The sequence below is a fragment of the Serratia sp. CY38905 genome, from assembly GCF_052168875.1.
Taxonomy (GTDB): Bacteria; Pseudomonadota; Gammaproteobacteria; order Enterobacterales; family Enterobacteriaceae; genus Serratia; species Serratia sarumanii.
The window spans coordinates 174,620-193,428 of sequence record NZ_JBJNLV010000002.1; the positions used below are offsets into that span (position 1 = coordinate 174,620).

Here is an 18,809-nt window from a genome sequence, read left to right on the forward strand (position 1 = left end):
ATTGTTTTCGTTGACATTATCCACATTCAGAGATAAGCACAAATGGCTAAAGAGACAACCCCCGGTCATCCGGTCACGGAACTGAATGAAATCCAACGTTATGTGACGCAACAGCGCGGCACCGAAGCGCCGTTCAGCGGCAAATTGCTGCACAACAAGCGCGAGGGCGTGTACCATTGCCTGTGCTGTAACCAGCCGCTGTTCTATTCCGAGACCAAATACGATTCCGGCTGCGGCTGGCCGAGCTTTTATGAGCCGGTTTCCGCCGATGCTATCCGTTATCTTGATGATAATTCACATAATATGCATCGTGTTGAAATCCGCTGCGGCCATTGCGACGCGCACCTGGGGCACGTTTTCCCCGATGGCCCGCAGCCGACCGGCGATCGCTACTGCGTCAATTCCGCTTCACTGAGCTTTACCGATGGCGAAAATGGCGACCAAACGGCTGGTTAAGTGGTAATTTAACCAACAAAATCGATTCAGCTAATTATTCATCCGTAAGCGAGAAGGGCTCTGATGGACGTGAAAGATCTGATTGCGGCGATGACGCCCGAGATATACCAGCGCCTGGTACAGGCGGTTGAGCTGGGCAAATGGCCGGACGGCGTGGCGCTGACGCCGGAGCAAAAAGAAAACAGCCTGCAGGCGGTGATGCTGTGGCAGTCGATGAACAACGTCGATCCGCAGCACATGAGCATCGGCACCGACGGGCAGATCGTGATGAAGAGCAAGCAAGAGCTGAAACAGCAGTTCGTTGCCGAGCCGTTGGCCAAACTCAAACCGCAGTAAGGCTTCCCTAATGAAAGCGGGGCGATGTCGCCATCGCCCCGTCGATTCACCGTTTTTCGCCCTTAATCCCCAGCGATTCCGCCAGCTGCTGCGCCAGCTGGTTGTTATCGTCCGCGCCGTACTCCCAGAACATCGCCCCTCCCAATCCCTGACTTTTGATGTATTCGGCCTTGATGGCCACCGAACGCGGATTCTCGTAGGAGATTGCGAACAGCGGCTTGCCTTCGGCGGATTGCAGCGTCAGGTAAGGCACTTTGGCGTCGTCATCCCAGTGCTCGCGAAAACGATGCTGCGGATCGTTGAGCAATTTACTGACGATATCGTGGTATTTAAAGTAAGTGTCTTTGCTGAGATCCAGCCCCAGCGCGCTGAACAGGGCGGTTTCTCGCGCGCTGAAGTAAGGTTGCGTCACCGGATGTTTGGCGGCGTCCGGCTTGTCCCAGTCGATACCCGCCTCGGTCGCCCGTTTCGGAACCCGGCCGTAGAAACCGATACCCAGGTTCATCTGCGCCGGTTTCAGGCCGGCAGCCAGATAATTCTTGACCACGAAATCGGCGCTATAGCGATCGGCGGCCGCCACGGTTGGCCAACGCTTTGAATCGTACAGGTTGGCATTGAAGTACTGCGTGCCGTAAGCCATGTCGTAGGTCATCAGATTGATGTAGTCGAGGTAAGGGGCAATGCTTTTCACATCAACCCATTCCTGTGGGCTTTTGACGTTGGCCCCGACGGCGATGGTTAACAGCTTGCCTTTACCCAGCGCCTGATGAAGCTCTTTCAACAGCAGGGTGAAGTTGTCGCGATCCGCCGGTTGGCTTTCCACCAGCCCCCAGGCGCCGTTCACCGGATATTCCCAGTCCAGATCGATGCCATCCAGCTGATACTGGGCGATCACCTGCAGCGCGGAGCGGATGAATATCGCCCGGTTTTCCGCAGTTGCCGCGGCACCGGAGAAACCCCGTGCGCCCCAGCCGCCGACCGACAGCAGCACTTTCAGCTCGGGGTTCTGTTTACGCAGTATCGGCAGCCGTTGCAGATCGGCCGTGACCTTCGGCGACAGGTAGATCTGGTGGCGGCGAGCGGGGTCTTTCAGCGCTGCATTGGCTTCGTCTTTCTCACCGTTGTAGATCAGGCCAAACGAATAGTTGAGGTGGGTGATTTGCGTGACGTCCAGCTTGTCGATGTCGCCACCGGGGCCGGCGGTGACGTCGCCGCCGCCGTTGAAGTAGCCAACGGAGAGATAAGCCGCTTGGGCCGTGCCTGCGCCGGCCATAGCCAACTGCACCGCCGCCAGTAAAGGCAGCAGTTTTCGGGTTATTTTCATGTCTTTCTCCTTGGGTCGGCAAGGCCGACCGTACCGCCTGAGGCGGTCACAATAAAGCCGGGCTCAGTTGGCCCCGGATGCGTATAACCGATTGACGCCAAAAGCGTCGCAGCCATAACAGCAAAAGCGCCTGCCGGTCACAAGCCGTTGGGGAAGAAGAAGGGCGATATTGTGAGCGGCGTCGAAATTTTCGCCACCGCGCAGAGAGGGCGCTGATGGCGCCCTGGAGGATTTAGTTGGCGAGGAATTGTGACAGGGTAACCAGTTGCGCACCGGCGCACGCCATGTCCTGCAGCGCCCGCTCGCTGTCGTCCGGCTGCAGATTCACGCCGCGGCAGCCGTCGACGATCACCTGCGTTGGATAGCCGGCAGCCAGCGCATCCAGCACGCTGAACTTCACGCAGTAGTCGGTCGCCAGGCCCATGATTGCCAGCCGCCGGACGCCCTGCGATTGCAGCCAGCCGTGCAGTTCGGTCTGCGCTCGGTGGCCGTTATCGAAGAACGCGCTGTAGCTGTCGATATCCGTATCCTGCCCTTTGCGAAAAACGGCATTGATATGTTGCCGCTGTAACTGGGGGTGAAAATCGGCGCCGTGGCTCCCTTGCACGCAGTGCACCGGCCACCACACCTGCGGCAGGCCTTCCAGCTCGCCGAGGGTGCCGACCTGCGCATGGGAGTTCACCGCAAAACTGCGGTGATTGGCGGGATGCCAGTCCTGGCTGGCCACCACCGGCTCGCCACGCGCGAGACAGGCGGCGATCGCCTGATTGGCCACCGGGATGACGGCGTCGCCCGCCGTGACCGCCAGCGCGCCGCCGGGGCAGAAATCGTTTTGCAGATCGATCAACAACAGGGCCGTTTTCATCGCCGCTCCAGAGTTCAGTAGGTTAACCGTTGATGCTCAGCTCGCCGCGTAGGTCTTGCTGCATCAGGGCGCGGATTTGTTCCGGCGTCAGCGGCTGGCTCAGTAGGTAGTGCAGCTTGGTCAGGGCGGCTTCCACCGTCATGTCGAAACCGCTGATCACCCCGGCGTGCGCCAGCGCGTTGCCGGTGGCGTAGCCTTCCATATTGACGCGCCCGGAGATGCACTGCGTCAGGTTCACCACCACGATGCCGCGTTCTGAAGCCGCGCGCAACTCGTCGATCAGCTCTGCCTTCTGCGGCGCGTTGCCGACGCCGTAGGAACGCAGGATCAGCGCTTTGACCGGCTGCAGCAGGAAGTTGCGCACCACCGCGCCGGAAATGCCCGGATAGATAGTGACCACGCCGATCGGCTGCGGCGTAATGTCGTGCACCCGCAGCGCGCCGTTGCATGGCGGGCTGTCGATGCCTTGCTGGCGGCGAATGTGAATACCGGCTTCCAGCAGCGGCGGCAGATTCGGGGAGGCGAAGGCGTCGAAGCCGTCGGCGTGCGCTTTGGTGGTGCGGTTGCCGCGGAACAGCTTGTTGTTGAAGAACAGGCTGACTTCATTCACCGGATGGTTGGCCGCCAGATACAGCGCGTTGAGCAGGTTGGTCTGGCCATCGGAACGCAGCTCCGCCAGCGGAATCTGCGAGCCGGTGACGATCACCGGTTTAGCCAGGTTTTCCAGCATGAAGGAGAGTGCCGACGCGGTGAACGCCATGGTGTCGGTGCCGTGCAGGATCACGAAGCCGTCGTAGCGATCGTAGTTCTGCTTGATGTCATCGGCGATGTGCTGCCAGTCTTCCGGCGTCATATCCGAAGAGTCAATCAATGGCGCATATTCATGAATGGTGAAATCCGGCATTTCCGGGCGATGGAATTCGGGCATAAGCGCCAGCTGGCGCTGCAGGTGGCCGGAAACCGGGATATAGCCGTGATCGGAACGCTGCATGCCGATGGTGCCGCCGGTGTAGGCGACGTAAATGGATTTCTTTTGCATGGTCATGATTTTAACAAAGATAAGATGGGCTGAATTATAGGGGCATGGCGGCAGAAAAAAAGCCCGGCGATAGCCGGGCTGCAGAATTATTTGTTAGCGGACTTCTCCGCAGGTGAGACAGATCGCATAACGGTTTTGCGGATCGTTCAGGTTATTGAACAAGCCCGGCTGTTCTTTCACCGCGTTGGCGACCGAGGCCAGCGGAGCGGGCAGCATGGCTTGAATCGCCGCCGGCAGCATGGCGTGAACGGAAACGCCGAACTGGCTGAGCACCATATCGCTCAGGCTTGGGGTATCGACGAACCAGTTGAGCTGCCACTGCTGCAGCTTCGCCAGCTCGGCGGCTTTCTTCACCGCGTCGTCGAAATCGCCCAACTGATCGACCAGGCCGTTGGCCTTGGCGTCGCTGCCGAGCCAGACGTGGCCTTGGGCGATTTGGTCAACCTGCTGCGGGGTCATCTTGCGCGATTTGGCAACCAGATCGAGGAAGTTCTTATACCCGTTTTCGATATTCAGCTGCATCATCTGCGAGAACTCCTGCGGCAACGCCTTGGTGACCGCAATGTCGGCCAGCGGCGAGGTCGCCACGCCGTCGGTGTGCACGCCCAGCGTATCCAGGGTTTTCTCGTAGGTGTTGATGATGCCGAAAATGCCGATCGAACCGGTCAGGGTGCTCGGGCTGGCGATGATGTAGTCGGCCGGCGTCGAAACCCAGTAGCCGCCCGATGCGGCCATGCCGCCCATCGAAACCACCACCGGTTTGCCGGCGGCGCGCACGGCGGCCAGTTCGGAACGGATCACTTCGGATGCGCTGACGCTGCCGCCCGGGCTGTTGACGCGGAACACCACGGCCTTGATGGCCGGATCCAGACGGGCCTGACGCAGTTCGGCGGCGGTGGTATCACCCCCGACGTTACCCGGCGTCTGCGGGCCGTCCATGATGGCGCCGTTGGCGAAGACCACGGCGATCTTGCCGCCCTGGTTGGCGTCCGGCTTCGGCTGGTAGTCGTAGATGCTGATGGCGTTGAAATCGTTCGCCTGTTTATCCCAGCCGAAGGTCTTGACCAGCTGATTTTCGATCGCGGTGCGCGAGGCCAGCTCGTCCACCAGCTTATTGTCCAGCGCATAGCGAGCGGTGTCGCCACCGGCCGCCTGCAGGCCGCTCAGCACGCCGGCGGCACCCGGGAACAGCTGCTGTGGCGTCAGCTGGCGGTTGGCCGCGACGGTTTCCAGATAGTTCTGCCACAGGCCGCCAATCCAGCGGCTGTCCGCTTCGCGCGCCGCCGGAGACATATCGTCGCGGATCAGCGGTTCGACCGCCGATTTATAGGTGCCGACGCGGAAGATATTGGTGGTGACCTTGAGCATGTCCAGCAACGACTTGTAATACAGGTTGTTGGTGGCGAAACCGTGCAGATCGACCGCGCCCTGCGGCGACAGATAGACCTTGTTGGCGTAGCTGGCCAGGAAGTATTGCGTCTGGTTGTAGCTGTCGCCGATGGCGAAGATCGGCTTGCCGCTGTCGCGGAACTCGCGCAGCGCCTTGCCGATATAGCGCAGCGACGGCTGATCGGCGCCGACGAAGTCATTCAGCTGCAACACCATGCCGGTAATGTTTTTATCGTCTTTGGCCTTGCGGATGCTATCGACCACGTCGAACAGCGAGTTTTCCTGCAGACGGCTGCTGGAGGCGCCCAACAGCTCGCGGCCCCATTGCCGCACCCGGTTGTTTACCGAGGGCTGATCGACCACCACGCCGCTTAAATCGACCAGCAGCGCGCCGCGCGCCGGAGCCGTCGTGGTGGAGGAACTTTGGAAGGACAGATAGATGCCAACCCCAACCAGGATCAGCAAGACCAGGAACAGGTTAAGGATCAGTTCCCTGATAAAATTCAGCAGACGCCATGTCCACCGGAAAATGCCGGCAATAATTTGCCACAATGTGCGCATGTGCTCTCCAACAAGAGTCGAGAATGTTCCGCTATCCTAATGAGCGGCCGGGGAAATGTCAGCTTTAAATCGTGGCACACAGACGCTATCGCCGAGGCTGTAACTCGTCGTTTAGCTATGTTAACGTGGCCGGAATGAAAATTGTTATCAGGAGTTTACGATGGATGCTCTGGATCTTTTATTGAATCGCCGCTCGGCTTCGCGCCTGGCGGAACCGGCGCCGGCGGGGGAAGTGCGCCAAAATATCATCAACGCGGGCCTGCGTGCGCCCGATCACGGCGCGCTGCAGCCGTGGCGTTTCGTGATGATCGAAAATCAGGGTCTGGAGCGCTTCAGCCAGCTGCTGCAGGCGGCGGCGAAACAGGATCAGCTGGACGAAGCGGCGATCGAAAAGGCCACCAAGGCGCCGTTCCGCGCGCCGCTGATCATCACCGTCATTGCGCACTGCACTGAAGAGACCAAGGTGCCGCGCTGGGAGCAGGTGGTTTCCGCCGGTTGCGCGGTGCAGGCGATGCAGATGGCGGCGTTGGCGCAGGGCTTTAACGGCATCTGGCGCACCGGCGCCTGGACCGAGCATGCGCTGGTGCGCGAAGCCTTCGGCTGCCGCGAGCAGGACGAGATCGTCGGTTTCCTCTATCTGGGCACGCCGCAGCTGAAGGCCGCCACCAAGGTGACGCCGCCGGACAGCACGCCTTTCGTCAGCTATTTCTGAGTTTTCTCCCGCGGGGCGCGGCGAAAATGCGCCAAACCCCGCAAAATCGCATGGTTTCTGAGCAGGCCGTTCGCTTATCGGCGACCTGCTCTTATCAATCCCTTCGGCAAGCGCTACCCTATGTTATCTTGAGTGCCGTTACCGAAGGGAGTGGACTATGACATCGCCAGCGATCCGTTTAACCCAGTACAGCCATGGCGCTGGCTGCGGCTGCAAAATCTCACCGAAAGTTCTCGAAACCATCTTGCACAGCGAGCGAGAAAAGTTTGTCGATCCGCGCCTGTTGGTCGGCAATGAAACCCGCGACGACGCGGCGGTGTACGACATCGGCAACGGCGTCGGCATCATCAGCACCACTGACTTTTTCATGCCGATCGTCGACGATCCGTTCGATTTCGGCCGCATTGCGGCCGCCAACGCCATCAGCGACGTGTATGCGATGGGCGGCAAACCGATCATGGCGATCGCCATTCTCGGCTGGCCGATCGCCAAACTGCCGCCGGAGGTGGCGCAGCAGGTGATCGACGGCGGCCGTTTCGCCTGCCAGCAGGCGGGGATCGCGCTGGCCGGCGGCCATTCCATCGATGCGCCGGAACCTATTTTCGGCCTGGCGGTCACCGGCGTGGTCAATACCGAGCGGGTGAAGAAAAACAGCGCGGCACAGGCCGGGGCGAAACTCTATCTGACCAAGCCGCTGGGCATCGGCGTGCTCACGACCGCCGAGAAACAAAGCAAACTGCGCTCTGAGCATCAGGGCCTGGCGACCGAAGTGATGTGCCGCCTGAACAAGCCGGGGGCCGACTTTGCCGAGGTGGCGGGCGTCACGGCGATGACCGATATCACCGGTTTTGGCCTGCTGGGCCACCTGAGCGAGGTGTGCCAGGGCTCCGGTCTGCAGGCGACGGTCTGGTTCGATCGGGTGCCGAAGCTGCCAGACGTCGAAGCGTATATCGCCGAAGGGTGCGTGCCGGGCGGCACCGGGCGCAACTTCGACAGCTATGGCCATCTGGTGGGCGAGATGAGCGATTTGCAGCGCCAGCTGCTGTGCGATCCACAAACCTCCGGCGGCTTGCTGTTGGCGGTATTGCCAGAGGCGGAAGCGCAGGTGCTGGCGATTGCCGGGCAGCACGGTATCACCCTCAACGCCATCGGTGAGCTGCATGTGGCATCGGCCGGTAAGCCGCTGATCGAGGTCGTGTAGTGTCCGACATGCAAGGAAGGCCGGACAGCGACGATTACCCACGCATTTTCCTGCAGGACGTGCCGCTGATTGACGTGCGCGCACCGATCGAATTTCAGCAGGGCGCCTTCGCACAGGCGGTGAATTTACCGCTGATGATCGACAGCGAACGCCAGGCGGTCGGCACCTGCTATAAGCAGCATGGGCAGCAGGCGGCGATCGCGCTCGGCCACAGCCTGGTGAACGGCAAACTGCGCGAACAGCGCACCGCCGCCTGGCTGGCGGCCTGCGCAGCGCGGCCCGAAGGCTATATTTACTGCTTCCGCGGCGGGCTGCGCTCGCAGCTGGTGCAGCAATGGCTGCACGAGGCCGGCGTGGATTATCCGCGTATCACTGGCGGTTATAAGGCGCTGCGCAATTATCTGCTCGGTGTACTGACGCAAAGCGCGCAATTGCCGATGGCCCTGGTGGGCGGCAATACCGGCAGCGGCAAGACGCTGCTGGTCAACGAACTGGCCGACGGCGTCGATCTGGAAGGCGCGGCGCGCCATCGCGGTTCATCTTTTGGCCGAACGCTGGCGGGGCAGAGCTCGCAGATAGATTTTGAGAATCGTCTGGCTGTGTTATTGCTGAAAAAACAGCATGGTGGCAGCCGCCGTTGGGTGCTGGAAGACGAAGGGCGGATCATCGGCAGCAACAATCTGCCGTTGCCGTTGTTCAACGGCATGCAGCAGGCGCCGGTGGCGGTGATCGACGATCCGTTCGATATTCGTCTGGCGCGCTTGCAGGCCGAATATATCGACGGTATGCGCGAACAGTTCGAACAGGCCTATGGCATGGAAGAGGGCTGGCGGCAGTACGACGACTATTTGCATCATGGCCTGTTCGCCATTCGCCGCCGTTTGGGCCTGGAGCGCTTCCAGCAGTTGACGCAGCGGCTGGAGGCGGCGCTGCGGGCGCAGCGCCTCAGCGGTGAGGGCGACGCGCACCGCGAGTGGTTGGCGCCTCTGTTGCAGCAGTACTACGATCCGATGTATTGCTATCAGTTGGAAAAGAAAGCCCAGCGGATCGTCTTCCGCGGGAACTATGCAGAAGTAAGAGAATTCTTGATGACGTTCAGCCAGAAAAACGGTGATTAATGCGACTGTTCATAGCCGAGAAACCGAGTTTGGCGCGCGCCATTGCCGACGTCTTGCCCAAGCCGCATCGCCGTGGCGACGGCTATATCGCCTGTGGCAACAACGACGTGGTGACCTGGTGCGTCGGCCATCTGTTGGAGCAGGCCCAGCCTGACGCCTATGACAGCCGCTATGCGCGCTGGTCGTTGGCGGATCTGCCAATCATCCCCGAAAAATGGCGCTTGCAGCCACGCCCTTCGGTCAGCAAACAGCTCAACGCCATTAAAAAGCTGCTGCACGAAGCCGATGAAGTGGTTCACGCCGGTGACCCGGATCGCGAGGGGCAACTGCTGGTGGATGAGGTGCTGGACTACCTGGATTTGACGGCGGAGAAGCGCCAGAACGTGCGCCGCTGTCTGATCAACGATCTCAATCCGCAGGCGGTGGAGCGTGCTGTCGAGCGTCTGCGCGACAACCGTGATTTCATTCCGTTGTGCGTGTCTGCGCTGGCGCGTTCGCGCGCCGACTGGCTGTACGGCATCAATATGACCCGCGCCTACACGCTGCTGGGCCGCAACGCCGGTTACGACGGCGTGCTGTCGGTGGGCAGGGTGCAGACCCCGGTGCTCGGATTGGTGGTGCGCCGCGATGAAGAGATCGAAAACTTCGTGCCAAAAGACTTCTTTGAGGTCAAGGCGCACATCGTCACGCCGAAAGAAGAGCGCTTCGTGGCGCTGTGGCAACCCAGCGAGTCCTGCGAACCTTATCAGGATGAAGAGGGGCGTTTGCTGCACCGGCCGTTGGCGGAGCACGTGGTCAAGCGCATCGAGGGGCAGCCTGCCCTGGTCACGTCCTATAATGATAAACGGGAATCAGATACCGCGCCGCTGCCGTTCTCGCTCTCTACGCTGCAAATCGAGGCGGCCCGGCGCTATAACCTCAGCGCGCAACAGGTGCTGGACGTTTGCCAGCGGCTGTACGAAACCCACAAATTGATCACCTATCCGCGTTCCGACTGCCGCTATCTGCCGGAAGAACATTTCGCCGGCCGCCACGCGGTGCTGAACGCCATCAGCGTGCACCAGCCTGAGCTGTATCCGCAGCCGGTGATCGACAGCGATCGCCGCAACCGCTGCTGGGACGATAAAAAGGTCGATGCGCACCACGCCATTATTCCCACCGCCCGCGCCGGCAAGGTGAATCTGACGCAGGATGAACGGAATGTGTATGGGCTGGTGGCGCGCCAGTACTTGATGCAATTCTGTCCGGATGCGGTGTTCCGCAAATGCGTGATCGAGCTGGATATCGCCGGCGGCAAATTCATCGCCAAGGCGCGTTTCCTGGCGGAGGCCGGTTGGCGTACGCTGCTGGGCAGCAAGGAGCGCGACGAGGAAAACGAAGGCGCGCCGCTGCCGGTGGTGGCCAAGGACGATGAGCTGCTGTGCGAGCGCGGTGAAGTGGTGGAACGCCAGACGCAGCCGCCGCGGCCGTTTACCGACGCCAGCCTGTTGTCGGCCATGACCGGCATCGCGCGGTTCGTACAAGATAAAGCGTTAAAGAAAATCCTGCGGGCGACCGATGGTTTAGGTACGGAAGCGACGCGAGCGGGGATCATCGAATTGCTGTTCAAACGGGCGTTTCTGTACAAGAAGGGGCGCTATATTCACTCCAGCGAAACCGGGCGCGCGTTGATTCACTCGCTGCCGGATCTTGCTGCGCGTCCTGATATGACGGCCAACTGGGAAGCCACGCTGACGCAAATCAGCGAGAAATCCTGCCGCTATCAGGACTTTATGCAGCCGTTGGTCGGCACGCTACAAGAGCTGATTTATCAGGCCAAGCAGAGCCGGGCGAGCATGGCGTTTCGTGGGTTGCCGCCGCCGCCTTCCAGCGGGGGCAAAAAACGCAGGAAAAGCGCCGGCAAGGCGCAGGAGAAGAGTGAATGAAGCATGGACTCAGTGGGGTTTTAGCCGCCGCTGTCTTGGCGTTTTCCGGCCTGGCCGCCGCCAATCGCGGCGATGTGGACGTGGTGTTGCCGGTTTCGCCGGATATTTGGGGCACGGCCAAAAGCGGCGTCAACCCGCCGCCGGCGCAGCCCTGCAATCGCTGTTGCGTCTACCAGAATCAAAACTATTCCGAAGGGGCGGTGCTCAAAGTCGAAGGGGAAGTGCTGCAGTGCGTGCGTGAGCCTAACACCATCGGCACCAACCCCTTGATTTGGGTGCGATTGAAGAAGTGACGATGTAACTTATCGCCGCGCTCGGCGCGCATCGCCTTGCGCGGCGATATAGTCCGCCAGCAGTGGAATGTCGGCGGGCGCCAGGGCGTATTCCTGCGCCTGTTGCGGCGTGACCCAGACCAGCGCCGAGTGGCAATGCAGCTGCAATTCACCGGAGAACGCCGCGACTCGCCAGGCATGCAGCCGGATGAGGCGTTCGCCTTGCTGCCACTGATTGCTGCCCACATGGTCGCCGATACGGGCGCAAATACCCAACTCTTCATCCAGCTCGCGCGCCAGCGCCTCTGGCTGGCTTTCGCCGGCTTCAACCTTGCCGCCGGGAAACTCCCACAGACCGGCCTGATCGCTGCCTGCGCCGCGCTGGGCCAGCAAAATGCGGCCGTTCTGTTCCAGAATGGCGGCTACCACGTCGATAATTTTCATTGGCTTCACAGAGTAAAACCCCGGCGAGCGCCGGGGTGATGGGTTTATAGCGTAAATTCCGCCCACACCGGCGCATGGTCGGAAGGTTTCTCCATCCCACGGGTTTGGTAATCGATGCCGGTGGCGATGCAGCGCGAAGCCAGCGGGGTGCTGGCCAGCAGCAGATCGATACGCAGGCCGCGGTTGTCGTCGAACCCTTTGGAGCGGTAGTCGAACCACGAGAATTCGTCGCTGCGCCCCGGGTTGGCGTGGCGGTAGGTGTCCACCAGCCCCCAGTTCAGCAGGCGTTCCATCCATTCGCGCTCTTCCGGCAGGAAGGAACACTTGCCGGTGCGCAGCCAGCGTTTGCGGCTGTCTTCGCCGATGCCAATGTCATAATCGCTTGGGCTGATGTTCATGTCACCCATAATCAACACTGGGGATTCCGCCGACAGCTGCTGCTCCAGGTAGTTTTGCAGATCCTGATAAAAGCGTGTTTTAGCCGGGAATTTGATCGGGTGGTCGCGGCTTTCACCTTGCGGGAAGTAGCCGTTGATCACCGTCAGCGTGCCCTGCGGCGTAGCCAGATCGGCCATGATGATGCGACGCTGCGCATCTTCTTCATCGGTCGGGAAACCGCGGCGCACGGCCAGAGGCTCCGCTTTGGTCAGCAGCGCTACGCCGTAATGGCCTTTTTGCCCGTGATAGAACACGTGATAGCCGTGCTGGCTGACTTCTTCCAGCGGGAACATGTCGTCGTGAACTTTCGTTTCTTGCAGGCCGATCACGTCGGGCTGGTGCTGTTCGATAATTGCCGCCAGCTGATGCGGACGCGCGCGCAGTCCATTGATATTAAAAGAGACAAACTTCATGAGCGGTGCCGTTTTCACGATAAAAATGTGCTGTGATAGTAGCAGAGTTTGGCGGGAAATGTAACGCAGACAGCGGCGGGACCGCTGGCTGCGCAGCGGCTTTATTTCGCCCAGCGGTCATAATTTTTGGGTTGATAGTCGTCAAACTGTTGCAGCAGCGTTTGCGCCGATTCACTGATGTGCAGGGTGCCGAGGTAGTCGTGGCGCATAAAGCCCTGATCGGCGACGTGCTCGAGGAACTGGCTCAGCGGGCGGTAGAACCCGTTGACGTTGAGCAGGCCGACCGGTTTGTTGTGATAGCCGATTTGCCCCCAGGTCCAGATTTCAAACAGCTCTTCCAGCGTGCCGATGCCGCCGGGCAGGGCGATAAAACTGTCCGCCAGCGCCGCCATACGGGCTTTGCGCGTGTGCATATCCGGCACCACTTCCAATTCAGTCAGGCCGCGATGCGCGGTTTCCGCTTCAACCAGGCGCTCGGGGATAATGCCGACAGCTTCACCGCCCGCCGCCAACACCGCGTCCGCCACGATCCCCATCAATCCTTTTTTGCCGCCGCCGTAGATTAAACGGCGCCCCTGTGCGGCCAGCAGCTGCCCCAGTTGACGAGCCTGCTCGGCATAAGCGGGATTGACGCCTTCGCTGGCGCCACAAAAAACGCAAATATTGTTTCGCATCCACCTGTTCCTTACTGCACTAAAGAAGCCAGTGGTATAGCGAATTGTCGGCCGGAGTTCAAGTTACGGCTGGGAGGCGGAAATAAAACGCCGGATGAGAGCGCCGTTCGACGGTGTGAGTTTTCCCGAAGCGGAGTGATAGATGCGATGTGCTTTGATGAGGTTTGGGGGATTTTATAAAAGATGGTGGTGGGGGAAGGATGATTCGTCGCTGCGCGACTCACCCTGCGGGCCGCGCTGAAGCGCGTTGTCTCACTGCGTGAGACTCGAACCTTGTCGAAGCTTCTCATCCTTCCCCAGTGCGGAGCATTATGGGTGCGATGTGCTTTAAGTTTATTTGGGGTTTTCTATAAAGAGATGGTGGTGGGGGAAGGATGATTCGTCGCTGCGCGACTCACCCTGCTGGCCGCGCTGAAGCGCGTTGTCTCACTGCGTGAGACTCGAACCTTGTCGAAGCTTCTCATCCTTCCCCAGTGCGGAGCATTATGGGTGCGATGTGCTTTAAGTTTATTTGGGATTTTCTATAAAGAGATGGTGGTGGGGGAAGGATTCGAACCTTCGAAGTCTGTGACGGCAGATTTACAGTCTGCTCCCTTTGGCCGCTCGGGAACCCCACCATGGTATTCATGGATTTACAAATTGTCGTTCCAGTTTTATCCGGAAGAAACCTGGCCGGTTTCTTTACTGCGTCCTCGCTCCTGGCGGAGAGAAGATGGTGGTGGGGGAAGGATTCGAACCTTCGAAGTCAGTGACGGCAGATTTACAGTCTGCTCCCTTTGGCCGCTCGGGAACCCCACCATATACATGGCTATTTAACTGGCCTTGCTTGCGAGAGCGCTGTCTCGGTAAGCGGGGCGCATCATATCAAATGAAGCGGATGTGTAAAGCATTGAAATGCAGAAAATGAATCGTTTGCCGTTTTTTTATTCTTGGCGGTGCATCCCTGAACGAAATGCACCGATTTATTGAGCGATTAGAGAATAACGGTGCGGTTGCCGTAGACGAAGACGCGCTGCGCCAGCACCTGATACAGCGCGCGGCTAAGCACGTTTTTCTCCACGTCGCGGCCGGCGCGCATCATATCCTCGGCGGAATAGGTGTGATCGACGTGGATCACGTCCTGCATGATGATCGGGCCTTCGTCGAGATTGTCGTTAACGTAGTGGGCGGTGGCGCCGATGATTTTTACCCCGCGCTCATAGGCCTGGTGATAAGGGCGCGCGCCGATAAACGCCGGCAGGAACGAATGGTGAATGTTGATCACCTGATTCGGGTAATGTTGCACGAAGGCCGGGGTCAGCACGCGCATATATTTGGCCAGCACCACGTAATCCGGCTGATATTGATCGATCTTGGCCGTCATTTCGCGGTCATGCTGTTCACGCGTCAGGCCTTCGTGGCTCACCAGATGGAAAGGAATATCGAAACGCTCCACCAGCGATTGCAGCGTGTCGTGGTTGCCGATCACGGCGGCGATTTCAACGTCGAGGCCGCCATAGGCGCTTTTCATCAACAGATCGCCCAGGCAGTGGGCCTCTTTGGTGACCAGCACCACGATGCGCCGGCGCCCGGTGCTGTGCAGCTCACGCAGCGAACCTTCCGGCAGGGCGCTGTCCAGATCGGCCAGCAGCGTGTTGTCGTTGAAAATGCCTTCCAGCTCGGTGCGCATGAAGAAACGCCCGGTGCGGTGATCGACGAACTCATTATTCTGCACGATATTGAGTTCGTGCTTGTAACAGATGTTGGTGATCTTGGCGATCAGCCCTTTGGCGTCCGGGCAGATGGTGCGTAACACTTTCCGTTGTACATTTTGGTGTGGCATGGGTTTGAGGATCCTGTCTGATACTGAACGGCCTGTCTGCGCAGGCGTAAACGTGAAGCGCCGGCCGGCTAGCGCCCGCAGCACTTCTTGTATTTTTTCCCTGAGCCACAGGGACACATCGCATTTCTGCCGGGCTGGGGTTTGGTGCCGTCGATATAATACCAACGTTGATCGCGACGAAGGAAGCGCGAGCGCTCATGCATCGCCTGTGGTTCGCCGCTTTCGCCATCGATAAAGCGGGCGATGAATTCGACGAAGCCTTCTTCCGGCTCATGACCGGCTTTCTCTTCCACGATCGTCAGGCCTAACCATTCGGTATTTTTAAAGCTGTCGACGATTGCATTGCGCCACGCTTCGGCGCCGCAGTCGGGGTGCCAGGTGGCGATCAGATAGTCGACGTTATGACTCACGTAGGCGGTGAAGCGTGAACGCATCAGCTGACCGGGCGTGGGCGCCGGCTGATTGCCGCTGATAAAAGGGGCGCAGCACGCATTATACGCCTGTCCGCTGCCGCATGGGCATGATTCGGGCAAAATAACTCCTGAGAACACGAGGCAGAAAATGAATTTAGCGCATATGTTACCTAACAATATTCGTCAGTGACAATCTACCCTGAAAGCAGAGAACACCTTTCACCGCGAGGATGGCGCTATGCGGCAAATCAAGATCGGACTGGCGCTGGGGGCGGGCTCGGCCAAAGGCTGGGCGCACATCGGCGTTATTAATGCGATAAAGAAACTGGGGATTGAGGTTGATATCGTGGCCGGTTGCTCCGTCGGCGCGTTGGTGGGGGCGGCGTTCGCCAGCCATCGTCTGCCGGCGATGGAGCAGTGGGTGCGATCGTTCAGCTATTGGGACGTGATTCGCCTGATGGATTTTTCCTGGCACCGTGGCGGCCTGTTGCGCGGCGAGCGGGTGTTTAACGCCGTCGGACAGTTGTTGAAGATCAATGATATCGCCGAATGTGCGCTGAAGTTCGGCGCCGTGACGACCAATCTCAGCACCGGGCGTGAGCTGTGGCTGACTGAAGGCGATATTCATCAGGCGATACGCGCCTCCTGCAGCATGCCTGGCCTGTTGGCACCGGTGTGGGCCGACGGCTATTGGCTGGTGGATGGCGCGGTGGTCAATCCGGTGCCGGTGTCGCTTTGCCGCGCCATGGGCGCCGATATCGTCATCGCGGTCGATCTGCAGCATGACGCGCACCTGATGCAGCAGGATCTGTTCTCGATACGTATCGAGGAAGAAAGCCCGGACGATGCGCCTGCGGCCACCTGGCGCGGGCGTCTGCGGGAGCGCATCGGCAGAATGCGGCAGCGCAAACCGGCGGCGGCGCCCACGGCGATGGAGGTCATGGGCACCTCGATTCAAATGCTGGAAAATCGCCTGAAGCGCAACCGGATGGCGAGCGATCCGCCGGATGTGCTGATTCAACCTTTTTGCCCGCAAATCTCGACGCTGGATTTCCACCGCGCCAATGAAGCGATCGAAGCGGGATTGCTGGCGGTGGAAAAACAACTGGATCGGTTGTTGCCGTTGATAAAAAATAGATAATTCTCGGTTCTCGGTTGGCATTGCGCGGTCAGTCTGTTTCAGACGAGCATAAGTGACCTTTTTGAGCCACTATTACACTATGGAAAGGGACGAGGCTCGGCTGATGGCATTACCACTTACTCACAAGCGCATCTTGATCGTTGAGGACGAACAGGTTTTTCGTTCGGTGCTGGTCGGTTATTTGGCCTCGCTGGGTGCTGAAACCGGCGAGGCGACCAACGGTTTACAGGCGTTGAGTGCCGTCGATGACTTCAAGCCGGATCTGATTCTGTGCGATCTCGCGATGCCGGAAATGGGCGGTATCGAATTCGTTGAACACCTGCGTTTGCAGGGGGTACAGATCCCGGTGCTGGTGATCTCGGCCACCGACAAGATGGCTGACATCGCCAAGGTGCTGCGGTTGGGCGTGCAGGATGTGCTGCTCAAGCCGCTGACCGATCTCAACCGCCTGCGTGAAGCGGTGCTGGCGTGCTTATACCCCAATATGTTCACCTCCCAGGCGATTGAAGAGGTTGAACTGTTTCAGGATTGGGACGCGCTGAGCAAAAATCCTTCCGAAGCCGTCAAACTGCTTAAACAATTGCAGCCGCCGGTACAGCAGACCATTGCGCATTGCCGGATCAACTATCGGCAGTTAACCACCGGCGAAAATCCCGGCCTGGTGCTGGATATCGCCGCCTTGTCAGAAAAGGATCTGGCATTCTATTGCCTGGACGTCACGCGCGCCGGCGATAATGGCGTATTGGCGGCTTTGCTGTTGCGCGCGTTATTTAATGGGCTGCTGCAAGATCATCTGGCTAATCAACAGCATCGTCTGCCGCAAATGTCGGCATTGTTAAAGCAGGTTAATCAATTATTGCGGCAGGGGAAATTAGACGGTCAATTCCCTCTGTTGTTGGGATATTATCACGCCGAAAATAAAAACCTGATCCTGGTTTCCGCCGGGCTGCATGCCAACGTCAATACCGGTGACAATCAAATCCAGCTGAACAACGGCGTGCCGCTGGGGACGCTGGGAGCTACCTACATGAATCAGATCAGTCAGCGCTGTGCCGCCTGGCAGTGTCAGGTATGGGGCAGCGGTGGCCGATTGCGGCTGATGCTCAGCGCTGAATAACAGGCAGCGATCGGCGAGATCTTAAGCTATTCACTTATCGGTAATTAAACCGTTTATTTATTCTCCCGATTATCCGAACGGGTAATAGTCCTAAATGTTTTCTATTTGTGTTCCGGCTAATGCTCGGCGCGTATAAGCTGGTATACTCCGAAGGTTTTTTTATATCGAGCCCAAGCTCATAAAATGAGCGCTTTAGCTTTAAGAGAGGAAATAATGCCTGCTGTAAATCGCAAAGTCAGAAAAGCCGTGATCCCGGTTGCAGGCTTGGGTACGCGGATGTTGCCGGCCACCAAAGCCATTCCGAAAGAAATGCTGCCGCTGGTTGATAAACCGCTGATCCAATACGTCGTCAATGAGTGCATTGCGGCGGGGATTAACGAGATTGTGCTGGTCACCCACTCCTCCAAGAACTCGATCGAAAACCATTTTGATACCAGTTTCGAACTCGAAGCGATGCTGGAAAAACGCGTCAAGCGCCAATTGCTGGATGAAGTGCAGTCGATCTGCCCGAAAGGCGTTACCGTGATGCAGGTTCGTCAGGGCAATGCCAAAGGCCTGGGGCACGCAATTATGTGTGCCTACCCGATGGTGGGCGATGAGCCGGTCGCGGTGGTGCTTCCTGACGTGATCCTCGATGAATACAGCGCCGATCCGAAAAAAGACAACCTGCACGAAATGCTGCAGCGCTTCGAAACCACCGGCGTCAGCCAAATCATGGTTGAACCCGTGCCGCATAAGGATGTCGGAAACTACGGCGTAGCCGACTGCAAGGGCGTCGATCTGCAACCGGGCGAAAGCGCGCCGATGGTCAGCGTGGTCGAGAAGCCGTCGCCGGATAAAGCGCCTTCCAACCTGGCGATTGTCGGGCGTTACGTGTTGTCCGCCGATATTTGGCCGCTGTTGGCGAAAACGCCTCCAGGCGCCGGCGATGAAATTCAGCTGACTGACAGCATCGAAATGCTGATGCAGCAGGAAACGGTGGAAGCGTATCACCTGAAAGGCGTGAGCCATGACTGCGGTAACAAACTGGGTTACATGCAGGCTTTTGTAGAGTACGGCATGCGTCATGCCAGCCTGGGCAAAGAATTTTCTCAGTGGCTGCAACAGGTTGTTGCCGCTGACAAGAAGTAATTTGATCTTTCGTCTTAA

19 protein-coding genes, 2 tRNA genes and 2 other RNA genes are annotated in these 18,809 nt (G+C 59.0%); 10 read left to right on the plus strand and 13 right to left on the minus strand.

The window, feature by feature from the left end; translation table 11 throughout:
• The first annotated feature begins 42 nt into the window (after nt 1–42).
• Together msrB and ACJ8MK_RS07595 are read left to right on the plus strand one after the other, a co-directional pair.
• Nucleotides 43–456, plus strand: a complete 414-nt coding sequence (gene msrB / locus ACJ8MK_RS07590; RefSeq protein ID WP_004932219.1) for a peptide-methionine (R)-S-oxide reductase MsrB — start codon at nt 43–45, stop codon at nt 454–456.
• A gap of 63 nt (nt 457–519) precedes the next feature.
• Complete coding sequence (locus ACJ8MK_RS07595) at nt 520–792, plus strand: YeaC family protein (RefSeq protein ID WP_033634809.1); 273 nt, start codon at nt 520–522, stop codon at nt 790–792.
• A gap of 46 nt (nt 793–838) precedes the next feature.
• Here the strand turns inward: ACJ8MK_RS07595 and ACJ8MK_RS07600 are convergent, their stop codons facing one another.
• The 4 genes from ACJ8MK_RS07600 to sppA form a co-directional block, all read right to left on the minus strand.
• Complete coding sequence (locus ACJ8MK_RS07600) at nt 839–2,116, minus strand: glycoside hydrolase family 18 protein (protein WP_060438579.1); 1,278 nt, start codon at nt 2,114–2,116, stop codon at nt 839–841.
• Nucleotides 2,117–2,348: 232 nt separating this feature from the next.
• The gene (gene pncA, locus ACJ8MK_RS07605) at nt 2,349–2,981 is read right to left on the minus strand and encodes a bifunctional nicotinamidase/pyrazinamidase (RefSeq protein ID WP_033654376.1); all 633 of its coding nucleotides are present in this window, start codon (nt 2,979–2,981) and stop codon (nt 2,349–2,351) included.
• 22 nt (nt 2,982–3,003) lie between these two features.
• Entirely contained in the window at nt 3,004–4,020 is a 1,017-nt protein-coding gene (ansA, locus tag ACJ8MK_RS07610; protein ID WP_033638505.1) for an asparaginase, read from the minus strand.
• Between the two features lie 93 nt (nt 4,021–4,113).
• Nucleotides 4,114–5,970, minus strand: a complete 1,857-nt coding sequence (sppA, locus tag ACJ8MK_RS07615) for a signal peptide peptidase SppA (protein WP_033634806.1) — start codon at nt 5,968–5,970, stop codon at nt 4,114–4,116.
• 160 nt (nt 5,971–6,130) lie between these two features.
• Here sppA and ACJ8MK_RS07620 point away from each other — a divergent pair, with 160 nt between their 5' ends.
• The 5 genes from ACJ8MK_RS07620 (at nt 6,131) to ACJ8MK_RS07640 (ending at nt 11,219) form a co-directional block, all read left to right on the plus strand.
• Nucleotides 6,131–6,682, plus strand: a complete 552-nt coding sequence (locus ACJ8MK_RS07620; protein WP_004932204.1) for an NAD(P)H nitroreductase — start codon at nt 6,131–6,133, stop codon at nt 6,680–6,682.
• Between the two features lie 157 nt (nt 6,683–6,839).
• Nucleotides 6,840–7,883: a selenide, water dikinase SelD gene (selD, locus tag ACJ8MK_RS07625; protein WP_308885807.1), complete on the plus strand. Its 1,044-nt coding sequence runs from the start codon at nt 6,840–6,842 to the stop codon at nt 7,881–7,883.
• A gap of 8 nt (nt 7,884–7,891) precedes the next feature.
• Nucleotides 7,892–9,001 carry a tRNA 2-selenouridine(34) synthase MnmH gene (mnmH, locus tag ACJ8MK_RS07630; protein ID WP_060418874.1) on the plus strand — a complete coding sequence of 370 codons (1,110 nt, stop codon included), beginning with the start codon at nt 7,892–7,894 and terminating at the stop codon, nt 8,999–9,001.
• On the plus strand, nt 9,001–10,926 hold the full coding sequence (locus ACJ8MK_RS07635; RefSeq protein ID WP_033647606.1) for a DNA topoisomerase III: 1,926 nt from the start codon (nt 9,001–9,003) through the stop codon (nt 10,924–10,926). The genes mnmH and ACJ8MK_RS07635 overlap by 1 nt, the downstream gene beginning before the upstream one ends.
• Entirely contained in the window at nt 10,923–11,219 is a 297-nt protein-coding gene (locus ACJ8MK_RS07640; RefSeq protein WP_442517634.1) for a YnjH family protein, read from the plus strand. The genes ACJ8MK_RS07635 and ACJ8MK_RS07640 overlap by 4 nt, the downstream gene beginning before the upstream one ends.
• A 9-nt stretch (nt 11,220–11,228) precedes the next feature.
• Here ACJ8MK_RS07640 and ACJ8MK_RS07645 read toward each other — a convergent pair whose 3' ends face one another.
• From ACJ8MK_RS07645 to ACJ8MK_RS07685, 9 genes are all read right to left on the minus strand, one after another.
• Nucleotides 11,229–11,642 (minus strand): pyrimidine (deoxy)nucleoside triphosphate diphosphatase, encoded by a 414-nt coding sequence (locus tag ACJ8MK_RS07645; RefSeq protein ID WP_442517689.1) that lies wholly within the window; start codon nt 11,640–11,642, stop codon nt 11,229–11,231.
• 44 nt (nt 11,643–11,686) lie between these two features.
• Nucleotides 11,687–12,493, minus strand: coding sequence for an exodeoxyribonuclease III (gene xthA, locus ACJ8MK_RS07650; RefSeq protein ID WP_033647602.1), 807 nt, complete (start codon nt 12,491–12,493; stop codon nt 11,687–11,689).
• Nucleotides 12,494–12,594: 101 nt separating this feature from the next.
• Nucleotides 12,595–13,167, minus strand: coding sequence for a TIGR00730 family Rossman fold protein (locus tag ACJ8MK_RS07655; RefSeq protein ID WP_004932190.1), 573 nt, complete (start codon nt 13,165–13,167; stop codon nt 12,595–12,597).
• Nucleotides 13,168–13,351: 184 nt separating this feature from the next.
• Nucleotides 13,352–13,478: non-coding RNA, RtT sRNA (locus ACJ8MK_RS07660), on the minus strand.
• Between the two features lie 47 nt (nt 13,479–13,525).
• Nucleotides 13,526–13,652, minus strand: a non-coding RNA gene (locus ACJ8MK_RS07665) — RtT sRNA.
• Between the two features lie 47 nt (nt 13,653–13,699).
• Nucleotides 13,700–13,784 (minus strand) — tRNA-Tyr (locus ACJ8MK_RS07670).
• A gap of 96 nt (nt 13,785–13,880) precedes the next feature.
• Nucleotides 13,881–13,965, minus strand: a tRNA-Tyr gene (locus tag ACJ8MK_RS07675).
• Nucleotides 13,966–14,140: 175 nt separating this feature from the next.
• Nucleotides 14,141–14,989: a formyltetrahydrofolate deformylase gene (gene purU, locus ACJ8MK_RS07680; RefSeq protein WP_016927485.1), complete on the minus strand. Its 849-nt coding sequence runs from the start codon at nt 14,987–14,989 to the stop codon at nt 14,141–14,143.
• 68 nt (nt 14,990–15,057) lie between these two features.
• Entirely contained in the window at nt 15,058–15,522 is a 465-nt protein-coding gene (locus tag ACJ8MK_RS07685) for a YchJ family protein (RefSeq protein WP_039565804.1), read from the minus strand.
• Nucleotides 15,523–15,640: 118 nt separating this feature from the next.
• On the opposite strand from ACJ8MK_RS07685, the gene rssA reads away from it, so the two are divergent.
• The 3 genes from rssA to galU all read left to right on the plus strand — a co-directional run bounded on the left by rssA (nt 15,641) and on the right by galU (nt 18,791).
• Complete coding sequence (rssA, locus tag ACJ8MK_RS07690; protein WP_033634795.1) at nt 15,641–16,543, plus strand: patatin-like phospholipase RssA; 903 nt, start codon at nt 15,641–15,643, stop codon at nt 16,541–16,543.
• A 103-nt stretch (nt 16,544–16,646) separates the two neighbouring features.
• Nucleotides 16,647–17,660: a two-component system response regulator RssB gene (gene rssB / locus ACJ8MK_RS07695; RefSeq protein ID WP_033634794.1), complete on the plus strand. Its 1,014-nt coding sequence runs from the start codon at nt 16,647–16,649 to the stop codon at nt 17,658–17,660.
• 213 nt (nt 17,661–17,873) lie between these two features.
• Nucleotides 17,874–18,791 carry a UTP--glucose-1-phosphate uridylyltransferase GalU gene (gene galU / locus ACJ8MK_RS07700; protein WP_033634792.1) on the plus strand — a complete coding sequence of 306 codons (918 nt, stop codon included), beginning with the start codon at nt 17,874–17,876 and terminating at the stop codon, nt 18,789–18,791.
• Nucleotides 18,792–18,809 lie beyond the last annotated feature (18 nt).